Below are 22,088 nucleotides of genomic sequence, written 5' to 3'. Positions count from 1 at the left end.
TTGTTATACTATCTGCATATTCGTTGGATCGTTTCGATATGCGGAATCGACTTCCGGCAGCAGATTTCATTTTGCATTCCAAAGTTCAGAGGTAGTCATGATTAAGAAAATCGGTGTGTTGACAAGCGGCGGTGATGCGCCGGGCATGAACGCAGCAATCCGTGGTGTTGTACGTGCAGCGTTGACGGAAGGGCTGGAAGTCATGGGGATCCATGATGGCTACCTGGGTTTGTATGAAGACCGTATGGTTCAACTTGACCGCTACAGCGTGTCCGACATGATCAACCGTGGCGGTACATTCCTCGGTTCTGCCCGCTTCCCGGAATTCCGCGACGAAAACGTGCGTGCCGTGGCTATCGAAAACCTGAAAAAGCGTGGCATTGACGCACTGGTTGTTATCGGTGGTGACGGTTCATACATGGGGGCAAAACGCCTGACTGAAATGGGCTTCCCATGCATCGGTCTGCCGGGCACTATCGACAACGATATCAAAGGCACCGACTACACCATCGGTTATTTCACCGCTCTGGGTACCGTAGTCGAAGCGATTGACCGTCTGCGTGATACCTCTTCTTCTCACCAGCGTATTTCCATCGTTGAAGTGATGGGCCGCTACTGTGGCGATCTGACCCTGGCGGCTGCCATTGCTGGCGGCTGTGAGTTCGTGGTGGTTCCGGAAGTGGAATTCAGTCGTGACGATCTGGTTGCTGAAATCAAAGCAGGCATCGCGAAAGGTAAAAAACACGCGATTGTGGCGATCACTGAGCACATGTGTGACGTTGACGAACTGGCGCATTACATCGAGAAAGAAACGGGTCGTGAAACGCGCTCAACCGTACTGGGTCACATCCAGCGTGGTGGTTCTCCGGTGCCTTACGACCGTATCCTGGCGTCCCGTATGGGCGCATATGCCATTGAACTGCTGTTGGCAGGTCACGGCGGTCGCTGTGTAGGTATTCAGAACGAGCAACTGGTTCACCACGACATCATCGACGCGATTGAAAACATGAAGCGTCCGTTCAAAGGTGACTGGCTGGACTGCGCGAAAAAACTGTACTGATTGTTTTTTCCGCGCCTGATGGCGCTAAGCGCATCAGGCCTACAGGTTGTAAAGACTTGTAGGCCTGATGAGCCGCTAACCACCATTCGGCACAATTCCCCGCATTTATTCCCCCAAGTTATAGCAAATCTTTTTTTATTCTTTAATGTTTGGATACCTTTCTGGCACGCTTTGCTCATCACAACACCACATAAGAGAGCTGGGCGATGAACAAATGGGGCGTAGGGTTAACATTATTGCTGGCATCGACCAGCGTTCTGGCAAAGGATATTCAGTTACTTAACGTATCGTACGATCCAACGCGTGAACTGTACGAGCAGTACAATAAGGCCTTCAGCGCGCACTGGAAGCAGGAAACGGGCGACAACGTCGTGATCCGCCAGTCGCACGGCGGTTCGGGTAAACAAGCGACCTCCGTCATTAACGGCATTGAAGCCGATGTCGTGACGCTGGCGCTGGCTTACGATGTGGATGCCATTGCTGAACGTGGTCGTATCGATAAAAACTGGATTAAGCGTCTGCCGGATAACTCCGCGCCATACACCTCCACCATCGTTTTCCTGGTCCGCAAAGGCAACCCCAAACAAATTCATGACTGGAACGATCTGATCAAACCAGGCGTGTCGGTCATTACACCAAACCCGAAAAGCTCAGGTGGCGCACGCTGGAACTATCTGGCGGCATGGGGCTACGCCTTGCACCACAACAACAACGATCAGGCCAAGGCACAAGACTTCGTGAAGGCCCTGTATAAGAATGTTGAAGTGCTGGACTCCGGTGCGCGTGGCTCAACCAATACCTTCGTTGAACGCGGTATCGGTGATGTGCTGATCGCCTGGGAAAACGAAGCCCTGCTGGCGACAAACGAGCTGGGCAAAGACAAATTCGAGATAGTGACGCCGAGTGAATCTATCCTCGCGGAACCGACCGTTTCCGTGGTCGACAAAGTCGTGGAAAAGAAAGACACCAAAACGGTGGCGGAAGCCTACCTGAAATATCTCTATTCTCCGGAAGGTCAGGAAATTGCAGCGAAAAACTACTATCGTCCGCGTGATGCAGACGTTGCGAAGAAATACGAAAATGCATTTCCGAAGCTGAAACTGTTCACCATCGACGAAGAGTTTGGCGGCTGGACGAAAGCGCAGAAAGAGCACTTCTCTAACGGTGGTACGTTTGACCAGATCAGCAAGCGCTAAATAAGTCTGTGATTTACCGACCCGGTGGCATAACGCGACCGGGTTTTTTATTTGTCATGGTTTTGCGTTACTCTTGCCCTTCAATGAGATACAGGGAACGCGTAATGAAAAAAGCAGGCTATCTTTTACTGGCGGTGATTGTAGTCGCCGCTGCTGCAGGTATCGGGTACTGGAAATTCACCGGTAACCCGGACGCATTACGCCAGATTGTTCTTCAGCAATGCCTGCCGCACCAGTTGCAGCAGCAGGATCCCACGCCGTGCGCCGAAGTGAAGCCGGATGCCGGATATGTGGTGTTCAAAGATCGTAACGGCCCACTGCAATACCTGTTGATGCCGACCTGGCGTATCAACGGAACGGAAAGCCCGTTGCTGCTGAAATCAGGTACGCCGAACTTTTTCTGGCTGGCCTGGCAGGCGCGCAGCTTTATGAGCCAAAAATACGGTCAGGAAATCCCTGACAAAGCGGTATCGCTGACCATTAACTCGCGTAGCGGGCGTACGCAAAATCATCTGCATATTCATATCTCCTGCCTGCGAACCGATGTCAGAAAACAGCTGGATGACAATCTGGCGAAAATCAGCACTCGTTGGCTGCCATTACCGGGTGGGCTGCGCGGTCATGAATATCTGGCGCGTCGCGTCACGGAAAATGAACTGGCGCAACGCAGCCCGTTTATGATGCTGGCAGAAGAGGTGCCGGATGCGCGTGAGCACATGGGCAGCTATGCGCTGGCGATGGTGCGTCAGAGCGATGAGTCCTTTGTCCTGCTGGCGACCCAGCGCAATCTGTTGTCGCTCAATCTCGCCTCCGCTGAGGAAATTCAGGATCATCAATGTGATATTCTGCGTTAACCCCACCTAATCTGGCATTTACTCCGCATGTCTGTCCCCGTATTCTTGTTGAAAAAAACAACAGGAGACAGGCATGTCGCTCTGGCTTACACACCCTCTGTTTATCCCCTCTCTGGTGGTTGGCATTACTATCCTGCTCTGGGCGACGTCGCTACTGCCGGAGTTTATAACGGCGCTGCTGTTCTTTGCCGTGGCAATGGTTGCCAAAATCGCACCTGCGGATGTGATCTTTGGCGGGTTTGCGTCTTCGGCATTCTGGCTGGTCTTTAGTGGTTTTGTGCTGGGTATCGCGATTCGCAAAACGGGGCTGGCGGACAGGGCGGCGAGAGCGCTGTCATCGCGATTGACCGATTCCTGGCCGTTAATGGTGGCGAGCGTGGTGCTGCTCAGTTACGCGCTGGCGTTTGTGATGCCGTCCAATATGGGGCGTATTGCGCTGCTGATGCCGATTGTTGCTGCAATGGCGAAGCGTGCCGGAATTAACGAGGGTACGCGCGCCTGGTATGGTCTGGCGCTGGCCGTCGGGTTTGGGACGTTCCAGCTTTCCGCGACGATTTTACCCGCTAACGTGCCAAATCTGGTAATGAGCGGCGCGGCGGAAGGCTCTTACGGCATCCACCTCAATTATCTTCCCTATTTGCTGCTGCATACGCCGGTTCTGGGCTGGCTTAAAGGCGCGGTGCTCATCATGCTTATCTGCTGGCTGTTCCCTGGCAAGCCCCACGCACCGCGCGATCTCACGCCAGCGGAACCAATGAGCCGGGATGAAAAACGCCTGGCCTGGATGCTAGCAGTGGTGCTGCTGCTGTGGGTAAGTGAAAGCTGGCACGGTATAGGGCCTGCGTGGACCGGGCTGGCGGCGGCGGTTATCACGCTGCTACCACGGGTGGGTTTTATCAATGGCGACGAGTTTTCCTCCGGGGTAAATATCAGGACCTGCATTTACGTGGCGGGGATTCTGGGGTTGGCAATTACCGTTACCCAGACCGGCATTGGCAATGCAGTGGGCGAGGTGCTGTTACAGGTGATGCCGCTGGATGCGGAAAAACCATTTACCAGCTTTCTCGCGCTGACCGGCATTACCACCGCACTCAATTTTATTATGACGGCGAACGGCGTTCCGGCGCTGTATACCACTCTGGCGCAAAGTTTTGCCGATGCGACTGGGTTCCCGCTGCTGTCGGTAATTATGATTCAGGTATTGGGGTATTCCACACCGCTACTGCCGTATCAGGCTTCGCCGATTGTGGTGGCGATGGCGCTTGGGAAAGTGCCTGCGAGGGCGGGGATGCTGCTGTGTATCGCGCTGGCGACGGCAACATATCTGCTTCTTCTGCCGCTGGATTATCTGTGGTTTAGCGTGTTGGGTAAGTTGTAAAAAAAGCCCGGTAGCGCTAACGCTTACCGGGCCTACAGTCTTGGAGGTCGGGTCAGCGAAGCGCTACCCGCCTCAACAGCATTACGCCTGTTTAGCCGCTTCTGCTGCTTTAACGATGACCGCGAAGGCATCTGCTTTCAGAGAAGCACCGCCAACCAACGCGCCATCGATATCCGGCTGAGCGAACAGTTCTGCTGCGTTCGCTGCGTTTACGGAACCGCCGTACTGGATGATAACTTGTTCAGCGATTTTCGCGTCAGCTTTAGCAATGTGGTCACGAATGAATTTGTGAACAGCCTGAGCCTGAGCAGGAGTAGCAGATTTACCGGTACCGATAGCCCATACTGGTTCGTAAGCGATAACGACGCCTTCGAATGCTGCCGCGCCCTGAGTTTTCAGAACGGCGTCGATCTGACGTGCACAGACTTCTTCAGTTTTGCCCGCTTCGTTTTCTGCTTCGGTTTCACCGATGCACAGAACCGGAGTCAGACCTTGTTCTTTCAGCACGGCGAATTTTTTAGCGATCAGCTCGTCAGACTCTTTGTGGTAAGTACGACGTTCAGAGTGACCGATAATGATGTACTGCGCGCCGATATCTTTCAGCATTTCAGCGCTTGTTTCACCGGTAAATGCGCCAGACAGGTTCAGGTCAACGTTCTGCGCGCCCAGGATAATGTGGCTACCGGCGGCGGCGTGTTTCGCCAGGTCGATATACATTTCCGGCGGAGCAATTGCTACTGCACAGCCAGCAACGCCAGCCAGTTCTTTACGCAGATTAGCAACCAGTTCGTTTACCATGTGGCGGCTGCCGTTCAGTTTCCAGTTACCCATCACTAAAGGATGTCGCATTTCATTTCTCCACGCTTGTCAGCGAATTAAGGAATATGGCCGCCCGTCAGGGCAGCATGGTCTGTGAAACAGTATAGAGATTCGTCTGCGGAAAGGCTTTGCTTTTTGTCATCAATTCGCCTTCTCAAGACTTTCTGATAGTGCCAGCTTAATCGGTTCAACAGCGAAGGTCAGCCCTTTTTCACCGTTATCTGCCACAACATAGCGAATTGCGCCTTCTGTTTCGGCGTAATAGTGTTTACCTTTGCCGGCAGCGAGCAGTTTTTGCAGCTTTTTCTGGCTCTGCTCTTTCGTCAGTAGCGGCGCGACGGTACGAATGACGGCGGTCATGTATTCCAGCGCTTTCGCTTTGGCCGCCTTTTGTTCTGGTCCCTGAATCGGCAACCAGGTTATCTGCATACTTTTGATTTTTAGCGTGCCGCGCTCAAGGGCGGAGGACGCATACAGGTTTTCATTGATTTTACTGGCCGCGCGGGTGAGGTTTGCCCGATCGCGGCTGCTGTCGATGGCGCGGAACTCATTCAGGATAAGCTTCGGATTCTGCGTATTAAAGTTTTCGCGAAACTGGCTAATCGACAGGTCAAAGGTCGGCGCACCCGCCAGTAAATAGGGGGCCGTGGTTGCCGTCGATGGCTCTTCCGCCCGTGCCGCAACGCTCGCGGTGAAGGCTGAAAACAATAATAAAAACAGTGTAAATCCTTGCTTCATCAATCGTACCTTTCGTTATGACTGCTCACGATTAAAACGGTAACTGTCGGGCTTGTCAAAAGGGTAAACTGTTCTGGAAGGTAATAATAAAGGAACTTACATGACCATACAGCAGTGGTTATTCTCATTTAAAGGGCGCATCGGGCGCCGTGATTTCTGGATTTGGATAGGTCTGTGGATCGTCGGAATGCTGGTTCTGTTCTCGCTGGCGAGCAAGCAATTACTCGATATTCAGACTGCGGCATTTTGTCTGGTTTGTCTGCTATGGCCGACGGCGGCAGTGACGGTAAAACGCCTGCACGATCGGGGACGTTCTGGAGCGTGGGCGCTGCTGATGATTTTGGCGTGGATGCTGCTGGCCGGAAATTGGGCGGTGTTACCCGGCGTCTGGCAATGGGCGGTTGGTCGCTTTGTTCCGACGCTCATTCTGGTCGGCATGCTCATCGATCTGGGCGCGTTCATTGGCACCCAGGACGAAAATAAATATGGTAAGGATACGCAGGACGTAAAGTACAAAGCCGAGCGCCAGTAGTTGTCGACCGGAGAAGCGCAAGCGCCTCCCGGCAACCCTCACCAGTAGTGTTCAGCAGTCATATGGCCCGGTCGACGGCGCAGGTGTTTGGTCATCTGCCGGGTCTCTTTCAGCAGTTGCTGCGTGTCGCGTACCATTTGTGGATTTCCGCACAACATCACATGGCTGGTTTCTTTATCCATTGGCAGCCCTACCGCCTTTTCCAGTTCACCGCTTTCAATCAGCGCCGGTACACGCCCGGTCAGCGAATCTACGGCTGTCTCACGGCTAACAACCGTCTGGATGCGTAATTTACCTTCGTAGCGCTTTTCCAGCGCCTGCATCAATGGCAGGTAGCTCAAATCGGCGGCATAGCGTGCGGCGTGGACCAGCACCAGATTTTTAAAGCGACCCAGATCTTTGCCTAGTTGCAGAATCGACAAATACGGGCCGATAGCCGTGCCGGTTGCCAGCATCCATAGCGTTTCGCAATCAGGGACTTCATCCAGCACGAAGAAACCAGCGGCCTCACTCACCACCTGAACTTCATCGCCAGGCTTTAGCGCCGCCAGTTGAGGGCTGAGTTTGCCGTCGGGAACCGTCACCAGATAAAATTCTAAGTCGGGGTTATCGGGCGCATTCACGTAGGAATAGGCGCGCTGGACGCGCTCACCGTCGATCTCAAGGCCAAGCTTGGTGAACTGACCTGCAGTGAAAGGAAGAACCGGAGCTCGCACGGTCAAACTAAACAGGGCATCGGTCCAGTTCTGCACCTTTGTGACTTTGCCTGTTACCCAATCTGCCATGGTTTTCTCCTGTCTGCTTTGATTGCCTTATCTTCGTTCGTTGGACGAAAGATTTCCAGCCCGGATGGGCTGGAAGGCTCTATTGATCAAATCAATTACAGGATGTGCGCCTGCACATCGGGATCTTTGCGATCGAGGTAGTGAATCGACTGAATGCGGCGGATCGTGCGTGATTTGCCGCGGATCAACAGCGTTTCGGTGGTTGCGATATTGCCTTTACGGCTAATCCCTTCCAGCAGATCGCCTTTGGTGATGCCGGTAGCGGAGAAAATGACGTTGTCGCTGCGCGCCATTTCATCCAGACGCAGCGCTTTGCCCGCTTCAATGCCCATCGCGGTGCAGCGGGCCAGTTCCTGTTCGCCAATACGACGGTTCTCTTCGCTATCGCCTTTGACGTCATGGCGCGCCAGCAGGCGGCCCTGCATGTCGCCGTCCAGCGCGCGGATGACGGCCGCGGAAACCACGCCTTCCGGAGCGCCGCCAATACCGTACAGCACGTCAACTTCGCTGTCTGGCATACAGGTCAGAATCGAGGCCGCAACGTCGCCGTCAGGAATGGCGAAGACGCGCACGCCCAGTTTCGCCATCTCTGCAATAACCTCGTCATGGCGTGGTTTTGCCAGGATGGTGACGGTCAGGTCACTCAGTGGTTTGTTCAGCGCGGCTGCAATGTTTCGTAGGTTGGTTTCCAGTGACAGGTTCAGGTCGATGGACCCTTTTGCGCCAGGGCCGACAATCAGCTTTTCCATGTACATGTCTGGCGCGTTCAGGAAACAGCCTTTATCGCCTACAGCCAGCACCGCCAGCGCATTCGCCTGGCCCATTGCCGTCATACGCGTGCCTTCGATAGGATCGACGGCGATGTCGACCGCATCACCGTGGCCGGTTCCGACTTTCTCGCCGATAAACAGCATCGGCGCTTCATCAATCTCACCCTCGCCAATCACGATGGTGCCGTCGATGTTGACCTGGTTGAGCATAATACGCATGGCGTTCACCGCCGCGCCATCAGCGGTATTTTTATCGCCGCGGCCCAGCCATTTATAGCCAGCCAGCGCGGCCGCTTCGGTCACGCGTGAAAATTCAATGGCAAGTTCTCGTCTCATTGCAAACTCGTAGCTGAAAGGAATGGCGCGAAGTGTAGCACAGGGGAGGGGGCTAGATTATTGATGTGTGTGCGGGGTTGCCCCCGCACGAAGATATTGCCGGACAAGGTAAAGGTGCCATCCGGCAATGACGAATTACTCGTCGTGATCTTCCCACGCCATGGCGCGTTTGACCGCTTTTTTCCAGCCGCTGTAACGGAAATTACGCTCGGTGGTTTCGATGCCCGGGCGGAATTCACGCTCGATGACCGCTTTCTCCTGCAGTTCATCCAGATTCTGCCAGAAACCTACTGCCAGACCGGCAAGGTAAGCCGCACCCAATGCGGTGACTTCGCGGACTTCCGGGCGCTCAACACGCGTGCCGAGAATATCGGACTGGAACTGCATCAGGAAGTTGTTGGCGACCGCACCGCCATCAACGCGCAGGGCGTGCAGGCGAATACCGGAATCAGCCTGCATCGCTTCCAGTACGTCACGGGTCTGGTAAGCGATAGACTCAAGCGTTGCGCGGATGATGTGGTTGGAGTTTACGCCACGGGTCAGGCCGAAGATGGCTCCGCGTGCATACGGGTCCCAGTACGGTGCGCCAAGGCCTGTAAATGCCGGAACGACGTACACGCCGTTGGTATCTTTCACTTTGGTGGCGAAATATTCAGAGTCGAATGCATCGCTGATGAGTTTCATTTCATCGCGCAGCCACTGGATGGATGCGCCAGCCATAAATACCGCACCTTCCAGCGCGTAGTTCACTTCCCCGGTCGGTCCACAGGCGATGGTGGTCAGTAGTCCATTTTCGGACTTAACGGCTTTCTCGCCAGTGTTCATCAGCATGAAGCAGCCGGTACCGTAAGTGTTTTTCGCCATCCCTTCCTTCACGCACAGCTGGCCAAACAGAGCGGCCTGCTGGTCACCGGCAATACCGGAGATAGGAATACGAATGCCGCCTTTACCACCGATGTTGGTCTGGCCGTACACTTCAGAAGAACGACGCACTTCTGGCAGCATTGCACGCGGAATATCCAGCGCATCCAGCATCGTGTCATCCCAGTCCAGGGAGTGGATGTTGAACAGCATGGTACGAGAGGCGTTGGTGTAATCCGTTACGTGTACGCGTCCCTGCGTCATTTTCCAGATAAGCCAGGTGTCTACCGTACCGAACAGCAGTTCGCCGCGACGAGCGCGCTCACGTGAGCCTTCCACGTGGTCGAGGATCCACTTCACTTTAGTACCGGAAAAGTACGGGTCAATTACCAGACCCGTGTTATTACGGATGTACTCTTCCATTCCGTCGCGCTTGAGCTTTTCGCAGATATCCGCGGTACGACGACACTGCCACACAATTGCGTTATAGATAGGTTTACCGGTCTCACGCTCCCAGACGATGGTGGTTTCACGCTGGTTGGTAATACCGATCGCTGCAATTTCATCGGAACTGATATCGGCTTTCGCCAGAACTTCTACCAGCGTGGAGCTTTGGGTCGCCCAAATTTCCATTGGGTCATGTTCTACCCAACCTGCTTTCGGGTAGATTTGCTCGAATTCGCGCTGTGAAACGCTAACGATATTCGCATCGTGGTCCATTACGACCGCGCGGGAGCTGGTGGTGCCCTGGTCGAGCGCAACGATATATTTTTTTTCAGTCATGATTATTTGTCCCGTAGTCACATTACTGCGAAGCTTTTTGTTGAGTGTTGGTCGCAACGTCTTTCTCTTCAATCGCGCAGACATCGCACGGTAAATGGCGACCAATCAGTTTGCGATATGCCCATGCGCCTAAAATCGCGCCGGTAATCGGGCCAAACACCGGGACCAGGAAGTAAGGGATATCACGACCACCCGTGAAGGCAATCTCACCCCATCCGGCCATCCAGGCGAAGAGTTTCGGTCCGAAGTCACGTGCCGGGTTCATCGCAAAACCTGTCAGCGGACCCATGGAAGCACCAATAACGGCAATCAACAAGCCGATCAGCAGTGGTGCCAGCGGACCACGAGGTACACCGTTACCATCGTCGGTCAGAGCCAGAATCAGCCCCATTAGAATAGCGGTAATGACCATTTCAACCGCGAAGGCCTGCACAAAATTGATATGCGGGTTCGGATAGGTCGAGAAAGTACCTGCCAGACCCAGGCTCTCGGTACTGCCGCGCACGATATGGTTAGTTTGTTCGAAATCGATGAAAAGATTGTAATAAAGCCCGTAAACCAGTGCCGCTGCGCAAAAGGCGCCGGCAATTTGCGAAATAATAAAAGGAGCAACTTTGCGTTTATCAAAACAGGCGAACAGCCAGAGTGCGATGGTTACCGCTGGATTCAGGTGTGCACCAGAAACGCCTGCGGTCAGATAGATAGCCATCGCTACCCCCAGACCCCAGATGATACTGATTTCCCACTGACCAAAAGTAGCCCCAGCAACTTTGAGTGCAGCGACACATCCCACACCGAAGAAAATCAACAACCCGGTACCGAGGAATTCAGCAATGCACTGGCCTTTTAAGGTTGATGTTTGACTCATAATCGGATCCTGAAGAGAGTTTAATGTTTATTGTATGCGAGAAGGTCACTGACATCCCCGGAGCCGGTAGGCACACTGTTAATTTATCGTTAACGCTCAAAAACGAGAAATATCGAAATTGAAATGTGTGTACTCCATCAACAAAATGAGCGTTATCGCGCCATTTCGCGGTATTTGTTATACAAAAATAGTGTGAGCTGAATCATTTCAATGATCAATTCGTTAACACTTAAGAGTTATGATAGTAATGTCACCAGGAGAAAGACGAAAAGTGTTGCAAACCGCAATCTGCGCGGGATGCCGCTGGACAGGGATGACGCGGCTTCATACAATCGGTGTTAAGTAGAGTGCGCTCGTTTTTATTAAGGCGTCGCCGGTTATCGGGACGAGGATTTTTATCCATCAACGCCTTGCAATTCAGGAGAGGTATGACGATGTCATTAGAAGTGTTTGAGAAACTGGAAGCAAAAGTACAGCAGGCGATTGATACCATCACGCTGTTGCAGATGGAAATCGAAGAGCTGAAAGAAAAGAACAACTCACTGTCGCAGGAAGTTCAGTCTGCACAGCAGCAGCGTGAAGAGCTGGAGCGTGAGAACAACAACCTGAAAGAACAGCAGAACGGCTGGCAGGATCGTCTGCATGCCCTGTTGGGGCGTATGGAAGAAGTCTAATTCTGATTTCTTTAAAAAGGCATCCATAATGGATGCCTTTTTACTATGTAGACTTTAGGATATCGTAATTCTCAAATTTCAAAGAATACGATATGACAAAAAGAAACGATATTATTGATAATTCGGATCGATTTATCACCAGAGATATTAGATATGGTCTTATCTATACAGATAATCTAGGGTGGATTGATTTAGGCCACGCTAATCCGGCAGGCGCTGAAAAATTATGGTTTGAAATGACAAGACCTCGTGGTGGTGATAGTGAATTTTATGAAGTAAATTACCATCAAAGTATGTCTAAAAGCATTCACGGTCTAAATATTAATACTGGTATATATCGTAGATTCATGGTGCGACGAGGATTGCAGGAGCGAATTCTGCAAGGTATTGCTTTATCTATATTCTTGAGTACGTCACATCGTTTCGAATCCTTACAGGATTTTTGGCCTTACACTTATTTATGGATGTAATAAAACCAGTTGTGAATCCAAATTATGTTCGGGAACGCCGTATATGACGTTTCGACGATTAGGTGTTATTATTGCATCTATGCTTTTTTTTGCGCTGCTTTATTGTTATTTCATGGTGAGTGTCTTTACAAAAAAATGTTATACGCAGCATGATTTATTAATTTATCAGTTATTAACGCCGAAATTGATTAAACAGGTTCCAAGGGTATCCAGCGACTGGTTTTTTGTAAGCCATACAGATGAGGGTAGCCATCTTCAACGCAGTGAAATAGTTTTTACGGGGATACCTAAGAATGATATTCACAGAGCAGAAGAAAAATTAAACGCATACGTTGAATCTTATCCTGCAAGTCGCGAGATGATGAGTGTCGTTGTTGAAGCAAGAGCTGGGAATTATGATGTTAAGGTCATTCACTACAAATCGGATGAATGAAGAAAATAAAAGGCCATCAAACTTGCTGATGGCCTTTTTCACTTACTCGATATCGAGCGGGTCTTCGGAGAGGATTATCCCGGTGTTGTCGGCGTACAGGTGGTCGCCCGAGAAGAATGTCACGCCGCCAAAGTTGACGCGCACATCGCTTTCCCCAATACCTTCTCCTGAAGCACCTACCGGAATTGCGGCAATCGCCTGAATGCCGATATCCAGTTCTTCCAGATCGTCTACCTGGCGGACTGAGCCGTAGATGACCAGACCTTCCCATTCATTCTGTACGGCCAGTCGTGCCAGTTCGGCATCGACCAGCGCACGACGGACAGAACCGCCGCCATCGACCAGCAGAATGCGACCACGGCCATTTTGTTCGAGCAGATCGTACAGCAACCCGTTGTCCTCGAAACATTTTACCGTGATGATTTGTCCGCCAAACGACGACCGTCCTCCAAAGTTAGAGAACAGCGGTTCCACGACGTTGACATCTTCCTGATAGATGTCACAAAGCTCGGATGTATCGTATTTCATAGGCTTAACGTTCAGTTGCTGCGAGAATTTTTAGTATATCGCGCTATGTGTACTGTTGGCAAAATCATCAATTGTTAATTGATATTTGTCAGTTAAAGAGACCACTGACTTAAGAAAATTCCAACGACAAACAGCAAGTTAGTTAATAGCGCCGCTTTTACGGTGCGTTCCAGCATCGGACGCATTGCCGCAGGATCCATTTCGCGCATCACGTAACGCGCCTGTTTGAAAAGCAGCGGAGCGGCAAGGATAAACAGCCATCCCCACAGACTTTGTAGCGAAAACAGGTTAAACAGCGCCAGACAAACCAGCGTCCCCATCAGCAGGCAGGCATGGTAGCGGCGGGCATTGACGGCACCTAAACGTACTACCAGCGTGTTCTTGCCGTTCTCTCTGTCGCTGTTGATATCGCGCAGGTTGTTGACGTTGAGCACGGCAGTTGCCAGCAGGCCACAGGCGGTGGCAGGCAGAATCAGCGCCGGAATCAGCGTATGCGCCTGCAGATACCAGCTTCCCATCACGCTAAGCCAGCCAAAGAATACCAGCACGGAAATATCGCCCAGACCGATATATCCGTAAGGGCGATTACCCACGGTGTAGGTGATCGCCGCGATAATCGACAGGCCCCCAAGTACCAGGAAACCGACAAAATCCGCCAGCGTGTGACAGGCCACAGCAACCAGGGCCAGACCCGACAGACAGATCAACACCACGGTGACGATCAGCGCACGCTTCATCTGCTGTTGGGTGATAACCCCTTTTTGCATACCGCGCAGCGGTCCAATGCGGTCGGGCTTGTCGCTGCCTTTGACGGCATCGCCATAGTCGTTAGCGAGGTTGGACAGAATTTGCAGCAGTCCTGCCGTAATCAATGCCAACAGAGCAACCAGCGGATCGAAGTATCCTTGCCACCATGCTAATGCCGTACCGACGATGATCGCCGCGAAGGCGAGCGGTAAGGTCTTAGGTCGTAAACTTTCCAGCCAGGCTTGTGAGCGGCTAATTTTTTGTTGTTCAGTCATATTTAGCGCCAATAAAAATGGGGCTTTATCAGCCCCATCAACAGTGATGAAAATGCATTGAACGCGATTATAGGATAAAACGGCTCAGATCTTCATCTGCGACCAGCGCATCCAGATGTTTGCTCACATATTCGGCATCAATTGTGATGCTTTGGCCGTTTAAATCGCTCGCATCATAGGAAATATCTTCCATCAGACGCTCGAGAACGGTATGCAGACGACGTGCACCGATGTTTTCGGTGGTTTCATTGACCTGCCAGGCCGCTTCGGCAATGCGTTTAATGCCCGATTCGGTGAAGTTGATGTCCACACCTTCGGTCGCCATCAGCGCTTTGTACTGGACGGTGATGGAGGCATTCGGTTCGGTAAGGATACGCTCAAAATCGCTGGTGGTCAGCGCCTGCAGCTCGACACGAATCGGCAGACGACCCTGCAGTTCCGGGATCAGGTCAGACGGTTTCGCTACCTGGAATGCGCCAGAGGCGATAAACAGAATGTGGTCTGTTTTCACCATACCGTGTTTGGTGGAGACCGTGCAGCCTTCAACCAGCGGCAGCAGGTCACGCTGTACGCCTTCACGGGACACGTCCGGGCCGGAGGATTCGCCGCGCTTACAGATTTTGTCGATTTCGTCGATAAACACGATTCCGTGTTGCTCAACGGCGTCGATAGCTTCCTGTTTCAGCTCTTCCGGATTCACCAGTTTGGCCGCTTCTTCTTCAATCAGCAGCTTCATCGCGTCTTTGATTTTCAGCTTACGCGGTTTTTGCTTCTGACCGCCCAGGTTCTGGAACATGGACTGTAGCTGGCTGGTCATCTCTTCCATTCCCGGAGGCGCCATGATTTCAACGCCCATCGGTGCGGCCGCGAGATCGATTTCGATCTCTTTATCATCCAGCTGGCCTTCACGCAGTTTTTTACGGAACGCCTGACGCGCTGCAGAAGGTTCCTGCGGCTGCTCTGACTGTCCCCAGTTATTTTTAGCCGGTGGGATCAGCACGTCGAGAATGCGCTCTTCCGCCATCTCTTCGGCACGGAAGCGGTTTTTCTCGATGGCCTGAACGCGGACCATTTTGATGGCAGCATCGGTCAGATCACGGATGATAGAGTCAACTTCTTTACCAACATAGCCGACTTCGGTGAATTTCGTTGCTTCAACTTTGATGAACGGTGCGTTGGCCAGTTTTGCCAGACGACGGGCGATTTCGGTTTTACCGACGCCGGTTGGGCCAATCATCAGAATGTTTTTCGGCGTAACTTCATGGCGCAGCTCTTCGTTGAGCTGCATGCGGCGCCAGCGGTTACGCAGGGCAATCGCCACGGAACGCTTAGCGTTGTCCTGGCCGATGATGTGTTTGTTCAGTTCGCTGACAATTTCGCGTGGGGTCATTTCAGACATGGGGGATCCTTACGCTTTGGAGTTCAATTCTTCGATGGTATGGAAGTGGTTGGTATAAATGCAGATATCCCCTGCAATATCCAACGCTTTCTCAGCAATCTCGCGTGCGCCAAGCTCGGTGTTTTCCAGCAGAGCGCGTGCAGCAGCCTGGGCGTAGGGACCGCCGGAGCCGATGGCAATCAGATCGTTTTCTGGCTGGATGACGTCGCCGTTACCGGTGATGATGAGTGATGCAGTTTCATCCGCAACGGCCAGCAGCGCTTCGAGTTTGCGCAGCATACGGTCGGTACGCCAGTCTTTTGCCAGTTCAACGGCAGCTTTCACCAGGTGACCCTGGTGCATTTCCAGCTTGCGTTCAAACAGTTCAAACAGCGTGAATGCATCCGCAGTACCGCCCGCAAAGCCCGCGATGACTTTGTCGTTGTACAGACGGCGGACTTTCTTCACGTTGCCTTTCATTACGGTGTTACCCAGTGTGGCCTGACCATCACCGGCGATTACCACATGGCCGTTACGGCGTACGCTTACTATTGTTGTCACGAGCAGACCCCTTGGTTACAAATGCAAAACACAGGCCCCGCGCAGTATGCGGGGCGTAATGCAAGTATAGATGGGGGGGATTTTGGGGGTTTCAACCCCCAGTGGCGAGTCGAATGCAGTTTGTGTGACCAGCAACTTTCAGGCGGCTGATGGTGTTGTCGGCATTCTCTTTGCCTTTGACCGGACCAATGACCACGCGATTCCAGCCGTTATTGGTGGTAATACGTGAGTTGAAGCCTTCAAAAGCCAACTGCGCGCGCACGGTTTCTGCCTGCTCAGCGCCTTTAAATGAGCCGCACTGTACCATCCAGCGGCGTTCATCTTTTTTCTCCGCCGTTTGTTTTGGCGGCTGCGTTTCATTTGTTATCGGCGCGGCCGGCTGCGTTTTCGGCTGAGCGGCGGTGGTATGCGCAGGTGTTTGCAGTAGATCCTGATACGGCTGTTGTGCCGCCGGTTTTGGCTGCGCCTTCGGCTGCTGTACCGGTGCGGCTTGCGCAGTACGCGTTTGCTGCTGCTGGTACGGCTGTTCCGTTACCCGTTGGCGCGGCTGTTGAGCCTGCTGTTGGGTGTTATTCCACTGCTGCTGTTGCACCTGACGCTGACGCTGCAGCGTTTGCTGGCGTTGTTCAGCAGTTTGTTCGTTCCATGGTACTTCGTTGAGCTGCGTTGGCTGTTGGCGCATATCGGCCTGCATTTGCGCCAACAACTGGCGCTGCTCATTGGTAAGCTGATCGGCGTTCAGTACCTCGCCGCCTGCAGACGGTTCGGTAGGCGCACGTACGCCAGGCTGACGGCTTTCCAGCTCTTTGATGTATCGCCAGCGCTCTTCCGGTTTTGGCGGGATGCCATTACCGGTGACTTTCTGGTTTTGCAGCGTTTCGGACTCTTCTTTCTTGTGATGCGTAATGAAGTACAGACCACCGATAAAGGTCACGAGTACGGCTGCAGCAATAGCAACCATAGCGGGCGATACCGCAGGCGTATTGCGTTGTTTTTTCCGTGATGTGCTCTTCTTGCGCCGCGAAGGTGCCGGTTGGCCGCGACGTACATAATCTCGTTGTGCCACTATCGTTTCGCTGTATTTATTCGTTCGTCAGCCCGCCATGTTACTTAAGCGGCGGGCCTTTGACCAGACAGGGGAGTCCGAAAGCACTTTACTTTACGTCAGTGCCCGGGTAGTGCCCCGAATAATAAGCTCGCAGTCCAGTAAACGTGAGCCACTGCTGACGTTCTGACCTTGTAATTGATCGAGCAGTAACAGCATAGCTTCACGTCCGATATCGAAACGCGGCTGTGCGACGGTTGTCAGGGGTGGATCACAAAATTCCGTGAGCGAAATATTATCAAAGCCAATGATGGATAAATCGTCAGGTACCTTCAGACCCTGACGTTTGGCGTAAGAGAGTGCCCCCAGCGCCATGACATCGCTGTGGCAAATGACCGCAGTAGGTGGCTGTGGAAGCTCAAGGAGCTGCTTAAGCGCATTGGCTCCCGCTTCATAGGTAAAGTCACCGCGCGCGATGAAATGCGGATCGACCGTAATTCCACTGCGGCGCAATGCCTGAACGTAACCTTGCAGACGGTAATGGCACAGCGGCATATCCTCTGGTCCGGCGATACAGCCAATGCGTTTATGCCCCAATTCCAGCAGATAGTTCATCGCGTTGAAGGCGGCGGTGAGGTTATCAATGTGCACGGTGGGGAGTTCCAGCTCTGGCGCGAACTCGTTGGACATGACCATAGGCGGCAAGTTGCGCTGCTCTTCCACGCTGGCATCAAACGGCAGGCGCGAACTGAGCAGCACCATGCCATCGATCTGTTTGGTGATAATGAGGTTGAGGAAGGTCTTTTCCTGCTGATTCTGGTGGGCGCAGTCGCCGATAAGCACCAGATATCCCTGCTCAGCGGCGGTCACTTCTATGCCGCGAATCACTTCGCTAAAAAACGGATCGCAGATATCCGGCACAATCACCAGAATGGTACGTGATTCATTACGCTTAACGTTGCGTCCCATTGATTGGGGTAAATATCCCACTTCCAGCGCTGCCTGTTCAACCTTGTTACGGGTTGACTGCGAGACTTTGTCCGGGTTCATTAATGCGCGGGATACGGTTGCCGTTGAGACTTTCGCCTTCAGAGCAACATCTTTCATCGTAGCGGCGGCAACCTGCTTATTCGGTTTCACTCTTTCTCCTCGCCAGAGAGCTGCTGGCACAGACTCGTCCTTGAATAGCCTTCATCTGAAACATTTTTATCAGATAGTTAATGGAAGCGGTTACAGAATTTTCATAAAAAGTGTGATGGATCTTTAATTTTACGATCCGCCTCGCATCGTGAGGGATTATCCCTCGATGGGATCGACATCCAGCACCCATTTAACCTTACGTGCATCGGGTAACGTATTGATCAGCGCCAGCGTGCCGCTGACGATATGCTGCAGGCGAATTCGCGACGGATGTTGCAACAAAATTTGCCAGCGATAGCGACCGCCGCGCTTGGGTGCCAGGGCGGGAACCGGGCCGAGCACCCACAGTTTGTCATCGGCAAGCGGACTGGCCTGGATCAGATTTCGCAACTGTTGTAAGAACATAGGCGCATGCTGGTTGTTATGATCTTCTGCCCGCACGATCACATGGCTGGTCCACGGTGGAAGCTGGAGCGTTTGTCGCTCGGCCAGCGCCTGCTCGGCAAACGCGTCATAACCTTTGTACAGCAAAGTTTGCAGCAGCGGATGTTCAGGATGGTGCGTTTGTAGCACCACTTCGCCCTGTTTCCCGGCGCGTCCTGCTCGCCCGGAGACCTGCGTGTAAAGCTGGGCGAAGCGTTCTGCCGACCGGAAATCTGCAGAGAACAGCGCGCCGTCAACGTCCAGAAGCGCCACCAGGGTGACGTCCGGGAAGTGGTGGCCCTTGGCCAGCATTTGCGTGCCGATCAGAATTCGTGCGCCGCCGCGATGTACTTCCGCCAGATGCTGCTCCAGCGACCCTTTACGGCTGGTGGTGTCGCGATCGATGCGTGAGATTGGCACGCCGGGGAAAAAAGGGGCCAGAGCCTGCTCAAGCTGTTCGGTGCCGAGTCCAACCGGAACCATATGCGTTGAGCCGCAGGAAGGGCACTGACGTGGTATTGGGCGCTGGCTGTCGCAGTGGTGGCAGCGTAAATGGTGCTGTGCCTGATGCAGCGTGTAGTAGTGATCGCAGCGCGGACATTCGGCAATCCAGCCGCAGTCATGGCACAGCAGCGCAGGAGCAAAGCCCCGGCGGTTCAAAAACAGAATCACCTGGTTATCCGCCTGCAGGTGCTGACGCATACGGGTGATAAGCGCAGGGGCGAGTCCGGCCTGCACCTGCTGACCTTTGAGATCCAGCACGTGCTGAGTGGCGGGGCGCGCATTTCCGGCACGGCGCGTCAGGCGCAGCATGCGATATTTTTTCTGTCGCACGTTGCACAGCGTTTCCAGAGCCGGAGTGGCTGAGCCGAGAATAATCGGGATTTGCTCGCTGTGGGCGCGATAAACCGCGAGATCGCGCGCATGATAGCGCCAGCCTTCCTGCTGTTTATAAGAGCTGTCGTGCTCTTCGTCGATGACAATCACGCCGAGATTTTTAAACGGTGTAAACAGCGACGAGCGCGTGCCGATAACAATCGCCGCTTCGCCATTTTTTGCTTTCAACCAGGCCGAAAGACGTTCGCTGTCGTTCAAACCGGAGTGCAGGACTTCGACTGGCGCATTGAAGCGTTCGCGAAAACGGGCAATAGTTTGCGGCGTCAGGCCAATCTCCGGCACCATCACCAGCGCCTGCTTGCCCTGGGCCAGGACATTTTCCAGTACGCTTAGATAGACCTCTGTTTTGCCTGAGCCCGTCACGCCCGCTAATAGCCAGGCGCTAAAACTGTCCGCGGCGCTGTGAATTGCTCCGACGGCGGTGGCTTGCTCGGTGTTCAGTCGAAGACGCTCACCGGAAACCGCGTAGTGGGTACGCCAGTCGCTAAAACCAGGCGTTTCACTCGCCAGATCGCACAACCCTTTTTTCCGCAGCGCCTGTAATGCGGCGTCATTAAATTCGAGCTCAGCCACCTGGTCGCGCCAGATTTTTCCCTGGCGTAGCGCAGCCAGCGCCTGCTGTTGCTTGGGAGAGCGCTTCAGGCTGTTGAGATCAATAACCTGACCTTCTTCAGTGGCAAACCAGTACCATATGGGCGCGTTTGTCGCCGGGCGTCCCTGGCGCAGCAGAATCGGCAGGGCATGAAACAGTACGTCGCCGATAGGGTGATGGTAATAGTCAGCCGCCCACAGCAGCAGACGCCAGACGGAGGTCGAATAAACCGGCTCGCTGTCCAGCACTTCGAGAACGGCTTTCAATTCGCTCAGCGGCAGTTCGCTGTGCTCGCTGACGGATAAAACGATGCCCACGCGCTCCTGTTGCTTGCCAAAGGGCACGCGTACACGACACCCAGCTTTGGCGCTCATGCCTTCTGGCAGAAGGTAGTCAAAGGTGCGAGGTAGCGGAACGGGTAAGGCAACGTGCGCAACGGGCATTGAATCATCCTGACTTGAAATCTGGCGGGTTAGTATACACATTAGTGAAGGGTAGAATGCGGATCAGTTTGCATGAGCAGGTTAATTTCTGTATGATTCGCCGCCTTTGATGCAAATTGATTGCGTCAAACAATGACCATTACCCGAGAGTTTCAGGCTGTTGATGCAGCGTGAAAGGTGACGGGGAATAATTAACATCGCGTGGTGTCTGGCGTTAGGGCTGGAAGAGCGACGCGGCCTTAAACCGAGGTTTTCCCATGAAAAAAGATATTCACCCGAAATACGAAGAAATTACTGCAAACTGCTCTTGCGGTAACGTCATGAAAATCCGCTCTACCGTCGGTCACGATCTGAACCTGGACGTGTGCGGTCAGTGCCACCCGTTCTATACTGGCAAGCAGCGTGATGTTGCTACCGGTGGCCGTGTTGATCGCTTCAACAAGCGTTTCAGCATCCCAGGCAGCAAGTAAGTTTCAGCTGTCAGAAAAAAGCGCCTTATGGCGCTTTTTTTGTATCTGCGCCTGCAGACTGAAATTCGTATTGATGTATTGAATAATGTCTTTTATTCAATAAATAAAACAGCGTTTTTATTTTTACGATAAAATGTTTCAACTGGTGATCTGCGTCCTTTTTATCTTCTTGTTTTTGCCACTTATGCCAATCTTTGGCAAAATACCAAAGGTTTCTTCCTTCTTTCTAAAATACACTTTCGTGGAAATATAAAATTATTCTTATTCCTTCATCGTTTCTTCATTTATGGACGGAGCGAGATGGGCAATTTCCTAGATTTAGTGTGAAGAGGGATGGTCATGAAATTTAAATCCGCGTTATTACTGATTTCATTATTCTCTGCGGCCGCGCAAGCGGGTTATGTTGATTATCGACATGAATATTATGATGATGGTCGTAATTACGACCGTGTTTATATGTCGCATCGTTTTGCTACTGGTTTTGGTGTCGCAGTCGAGGCCATTTCACGTTCCGAAAATACGCAATCTAATGATGCGTGGAATAATATGGAAAGTAATGGCAACGAGTATACGGCAAGCTACCAGTTCACCTGGAATGACCTTGTCTGGCAGACGGGTATTGCGCTCGAAACGGGCGATAACATCGCGATTTATAAGCCTTATATTCGCGTGCAGTATAACATCAATGACCATTGGTGGACCGCGTTCCGCTATCGTCAGGAGTACATGCGCAGAAACACTGACGGCAAGGATGACCGCATGGTCTATCGTCCGGAAGCATGGCTCGGTTATAACATCAATGACTGGATGTTTGAGCTGAACGGTATTTATAAAATTGCCGATAGCGAAGATTTATATAACAACCGAAAAGACGATTACGAATATAACTTCCGTGTGGCGTATAAAATAGGCTCATGGGTTCCATTTGTTGAGGTGGGTAACGTTTCCTCGGGGTATAACACCACAACCACAGACGATCGTCAGACCCGCTATCGCGTTGGTCTCGGTTATAACTTCTGACCGTTAATACAC

The 22,088-nt window shown here is 52.6% G+C and carries 23 protein-coding genes; 10 read left to right on the top strand and 13 right to left on the bottom strand.

The window, feature by feature from the left end:
* Positions 1-97 precede the first annotated feature (97 nt).
* From pfkA to HV311_RS24025, 4 genes are all read left to right on the top strand, one after another.
* Complete coding sequence (pfkA, locus tag HV311_RS24040; RefSeq protein ID WP_003028778.1) at positions 98-1,060, top strand: 6-phosphofructokinase; 963 nt, start codon at positions 98-100, stop codon at positions 1,058-1,060.
* A 206-nt stretch (positions 1,061-1,266) separates the two neighbouring features.
* The gene (gene sbp / locus HV311_RS24035; RefSeq protein ID WP_016155247.1) at positions 1,267-2,256 is read left to right on the top strand and encodes a sulfate/thiosulfate ABC transporter substrate-binding protein Sbp; all 990 of its coding nucleotides are present in this window, start codon (positions 1,267-1,269) and stop codon (positions 2,254-2,256) included.
* Between the two features lie 104 nt (positions 2,257-2,360).
* The gene (locus tag HV311_RS24030) at positions 2,361-3,110 is read left to right on the top strand and encodes a CDP-diacylglycerol diphosphatase (protein ID WP_019077918.1); all 750 of its coding nucleotides are present in this window, start codon (positions 2,361-2,363) and stop codon (positions 3,108-3,110) included.
* A gap of 73 nt (positions 3,111-3,183) precedes the next feature.
* Positions 3,184-4,488: an SLC13 family permease gene (locus HV311_RS24025; RefSeq protein ID WP_191220548.1), complete on the top strand. Its 1,305-nt coding sequence runs from the start codon at positions 3,184-3,186 to the stop codon at positions 4,486-4,488.
* Positions 4,489-4,569: 81 nt separating this feature from the next.
* Here HV311_RS24025 and tpiA read toward each other — a convergent pair whose 3' ends face one another.
* Both tpiA and HV311_RS24015 read right to left on the bottom strand, forming a co-directional pair.
* Entirely contained in the window at positions 4,570-5,337 is a 768-nt protein-coding gene (gene tpiA / locus HV311_RS24020) for a triose-phosphate isomerase (RefSeq protein ID WP_003028783.1), read from the bottom strand.
* 111 nt (positions 5,338-5,448) lie between these two features.
* Positions 5,449-6,045: a YiiQ family protein gene (locus HV311_RS24015; protein ID WP_016155250.1), complete on the bottom strand. Its 597-nt coding sequence runs from the start codon at positions 6,043-6,045 to the stop codon at positions 5,449-5,451.
* Between the two features lie 100 nt (positions 6,046-6,145).
* Between HV311_RS24015 and HV311_RS24010 the strand changes: the two genes are divergently transcribed.
* Entirely contained in the window at positions 6,146-6,577 is a 432-nt protein-coding gene (locus tag HV311_RS24010) for a DUF805 domain-containing protein (RefSeq protein ID WP_191220547.1), read from the top strand.
* A 38-nt stretch (positions 6,578-6,615) separates the two neighbouring features.
* Here HV311_RS24010 and fpr read toward each other — a convergent pair whose 3' ends face one another.
* From fpr to HV311_RS23990, 4 genes are all read right to left on the bottom strand, one after another.
* Positions 6,616-7,362, bottom strand: a complete 747-nt coding sequence (gene fpr / locus HV311_RS24005) for a ferredoxin--NADP(+) reductase (protein WP_016157907.1) — start codon at positions 7,360-7,362, stop codon at positions 6,616-6,618.
* Between the two features lie 95 nt (positions 7,363-7,457).
* Positions 7,458-8,468, bottom strand: a complete 1,011-nt coding sequence (glpX, locus tag HV311_RS24000) for a class II fructose-bisphosphatase (RefSeq protein ID WP_016155253.1) — start codon at positions 8,466-8,468, stop codon at positions 7,458-7,460.
* Between the two features lie 135 nt (positions 8,469-8,603).
* Positions 8,604-10,112 carry a glycerol kinase GlpK gene (glpK, locus tag HV311_RS23995; protein ID WP_016155254.1) on the bottom strand — a complete coding sequence of 503 codons (1,509 nt, stop codon included), beginning with the start codon at positions 10,110-10,112 and terminating at the stop codon, positions 8,604-8,606.
* A gap of 22 nt (positions 10,113-10,134) precedes the next feature.
* Positions 10,135-10,980 (bottom strand): MIP/aquaporin family protein, encoded by an 846-nt coding sequence (locus HV311_RS23990; RefSeq protein WP_016155255.1) that lies wholly within the window; start codon positions 10,978-10,980, stop codon positions 10,135-10,137.
* A gap of 428 nt (positions 10,981-11,408) precedes the next feature.
* Between HV311_RS23990 and zapB the strand changes: the two genes are divergently transcribed.
* The 3 genes from zapB to HV311_RS23975 all read left to right on the top strand — a co-directional run bounded on the left by zapB (position 11,409) and on the right by HV311_RS23975 (position 12,557).
* Positions 11,409-11,654: a septal ring assembly protein ZapB gene (zapB, locus tag HV311_RS23985; RefSeq protein ID WP_019077914.1), complete on the top strand. Its 246-nt coding sequence runs from the start codon at positions 11,409-11,411 to the stop codon at positions 11,652-11,654.
* A 92-nt stretch (positions 11,655-11,746) separates the two neighbouring features.
* Positions 11,747-12,124: a hypothetical protein gene (locus HV311_RS23980; RefSeq protein WP_223307973.1), complete on the top strand. Its 378-nt coding sequence runs from the start codon at positions 11,747-11,749 to the stop codon at positions 12,122-12,124.
* 43 nt (positions 12,125-12,167) lie between these two features.
* Positions 12,168-12,557 carry a hypothetical protein gene (locus tag HV311_RS23975; protein WP_094761942.1) on the top strand — a complete coding sequence of 130 codons (390 nt, stop codon included), beginning with the start codon at positions 12,168-12,170 and terminating at the stop codon, positions 12,555-12,557.
* A gap of 42 nt (positions 12,558-12,599) precedes the next feature.
* Here HV311_RS23975 and rraA read toward each other — a convergent pair whose 3' ends face one another.
* The 7 genes from rraA to priA form a co-directional block, all read right to left on the bottom strand.
* Positions 12,600-13,085, bottom strand: coding sequence for a ribonuclease E activity regulator RraA (gene rraA, locus HV311_RS23970; protein ID WP_008787034.1), 486 nt, complete (start codon positions 13,083-13,085; stop codon positions 12,600-12,602).
* 92 nt (positions 13,086-13,177) lie between these two features.
* Positions 13,178-14,107, bottom strand: coding sequence for a 1,4-dihydroxy-2-naphthoate polyprenyltransferase (menA, locus tag HV311_RS23965; protein ID WP_016157915.1), 930 nt, complete (start codon positions 14,105-14,107; stop codon positions 13,178-13,180).
* Positions 14,108-14,174: 67 nt separating this feature from the next.
* On the bottom strand, positions 14,175-15,506 hold the full coding sequence (hslU, locus tag HV311_RS23960; protein ID WP_003028803.1) for an HslU--HslV peptidase ATPase subunit: 1,332 nt from the start codon (positions 15,504-15,506) through the stop codon (positions 14,175-14,177).
* Positions 15,507-15,515: 9 nt separating this feature from the next.
* Positions 15,516-16,046, bottom strand: a complete 531-nt coding sequence (gene hslV / locus HV311_RS23955) for an ATP-dependent protease subunit HslV (protein ID WP_003028805.1) — start codon at positions 16,044-16,046, stop codon at positions 15,516-15,518.
* Between the two features lie 91 nt (positions 16,047-16,137).
* Positions 16,138-17,112, bottom strand: coding sequence for a cell division protein FtsN (gene ftsN / locus HV311_RS23950; protein ID WP_072034356.1), 975 nt, complete (start codon positions 17,110-17,112; stop codon positions 16,138-16,140).
* A 93-nt stretch (positions 17,113-17,205) separates the two neighbouring features.
* A complete protein-coding gene (cytR, locus tag HV311_RS23945) occupies positions 17,206-18,231 on the bottom strand; it encodes a DNA-binding transcriptional regulator CytR (RefSeq protein ID WP_191220546.1) in 1,026 nt (341 codons plus the stop codon).
* 156 nt (positions 18,232-18,387) lie between these two features.
* Positions 18,388-20,586: a primosomal protein N' gene (priA, locus tag HV311_RS23940; RefSeq protein WP_016155264.1), complete on the bottom strand. Its 2,199-nt coding sequence runs from the start codon at positions 20,584-20,586 to the stop codon at positions 18,388-18,390.
* A gap of 257 nt (positions 20,587-20,843) precedes the next feature.
* On the opposite strand from priA, the gene rpmE reads away from it, so the two are divergent.
* Positions 20,844-21,056: a 50S ribosomal protein L31 gene (rpmE, locus tag HV311_RS23935; protein WP_008787040.1), complete on the top strand. Its 213-nt coding sequence runs from the start codon at positions 20,844-20,846 to the stop codon at positions 21,054-21,056.
* A gap of 339 nt (positions 21,057-21,395) precedes the next feature.
* Positions 21,396-22,076, top strand: a complete 681-nt coding sequence (locus HV311_RS23930; protein ID WP_047497584.1) for an oligogalacturonate-specific porin KdgM family protein — start codon at positions 21,396-21,398, stop codon at positions 22,074-22,076.
* The last annotated feature ends 12 nt before the right edge of the window (positions 22,077-22,088 follow it).

Source organism: Citrobacter sp. RHBSTW-00881, assembly GCF_013728515.1.
Taxonomy (GTDB): domain Bacteria; phylum Pseudomonadota; class Gammaproteobacteria; order Enterobacterales; family Enterobacteriaceae; genus Citrobacter; species Citrobacter braakii.
Note: the sequence above shows the minus strand (reverse complement) of the source record. Positions and strands in the feature narration are given on the sequence as shown.

Excerpts from the sequence above, each read along its gene's own strand:
- pfkA (WP_003028778.1), top strand. The coding sequence starts at position 98 with ATGATTAAGAAAATCGGTGTGTTGACAAGCGGCGGTGATGCGCCGGGC.
- sbp (WP_016155247.1), top strand. The coding sequence starts at position 1,267 with ATGAACAAATGGGGCGTAGGGTTAACATTATTGCTGGCATCGACCAGC.
- HV311_RS24030 (WP_019077918.1), top strand. The coding sequence starts at position 2,361 with ATGAAAAAAGCAGGCTATCTTTTACTGGCGGTGATTGTAGTCGCCGCT.
- HV311_RS24025 (WP_191220548.1), top strand. The coding sequence starts at position 3,184 with ATGTCGCTCTGGCTTACACACCCTCTGTTTATCCCCTCTCTGGTGGTT.
- tpiA (WP_003028783.1), bottom strand. The coding sequence starts at position 5,337 with ATGCGACATCCTTTAGTGATGGGTAACTGGAAACTGAACGGCAGCCGC.
- HV311_RS24015 (WP_016155250.1), bottom strand. The coding sequence starts at position 6,045 with ATGAAGCAAGGATTTACACTGTTTTTATTATTGTTTTCAGCCTTCACC.
- HV311_RS24010 (WP_191220547.1), top strand. The coding sequence starts at position 6,146 with ATGACCATACAGCAGTGGTTATTCTCATTTAAAGGGCGCATCGGGCGC.
- fpr (WP_016157907.1), bottom strand. The coding sequence starts at position 7,362 with ATGGCAGATTGGGTAACAGGCAAAGTCACAAAGGTGCAGAACTGGACC.
- glpX (WP_016155253.1), bottom strand. The coding sequence starts at position 8,468 with ATGAGACGAGAACTTGCCATTGAATTTTCACGCGTGACCGAAGCGGCC.
- glpK (WP_016155254.1), bottom strand. The coding sequence starts at position 10,112 with ATGACTGAAAAAAAATATATCGTTGCGCTCGACCAGGGCACCACCAGC.
- HV311_RS23990 (WP_016155255.1), bottom strand. The coding sequence starts at position 10,980 with ATGAGTCAAACATCAACCTTAAAAGGCCAGTGCATTGCTGAATTCCTC.
- zapB (WP_019077914.1), top strand. The coding sequence starts at position 11,409 with ATGACGATGTCATTAGAAGTGTTTGAGAAACTGGAAGCAAAAGTACAG.
- HV311_RS23980 (WP_223307973.1), top strand. The coding sequence starts at position 11,747 with ATGACAAAAAGAAACGATATTATTGATAATTCGGATCGATTTATCACC.
- HV311_RS23975 (WP_094761942.1), top strand. The coding sequence starts at position 12,168 with ATGACGTTTCGACGATTAGGTGTTATTATTGCATCTATGCTTTTTTTT.
- rraA (WP_008787034.1), bottom strand. The coding sequence starts at position 13,085 with ATGAAATACGATACATCCGAGCTTTGTGACATCTATCAGGAAGATGTC.
- menA (WP_016157915.1), bottom strand. The coding sequence starts at position 14,107 with ATGACTGAACAACAAAAAATTAGCCGCTCACAAGCCTGGCTGGAAAGT.
- hslU (WP_003028803.1), bottom strand. The coding sequence starts at position 15,506 with ATGTCTGAAATGACCCCACGCGAAATTGTCAGCGAACTGAACAAACAC.
- priA (WP_016155264.1), bottom strand. The coding sequence starts at position 20,586 with ATGCCCGTTGCGCACGTTGCCTTACCCGTTCCGCTACCTCGCACCTTT.
- rpmE (WP_008787040.1), top strand. The coding sequence starts at position 20,844 with ATGAAAAAAGATATTCACCCGAAATACGAAGAAATTACTGCAAACTGC.
- HV311_RS23930 (WP_047497584.1), top strand. The coding sequence starts at position 21,396 with ATGAAATTTAAATCCGCGTTATTACTGATTTCATTATTCTCTGCGGCC.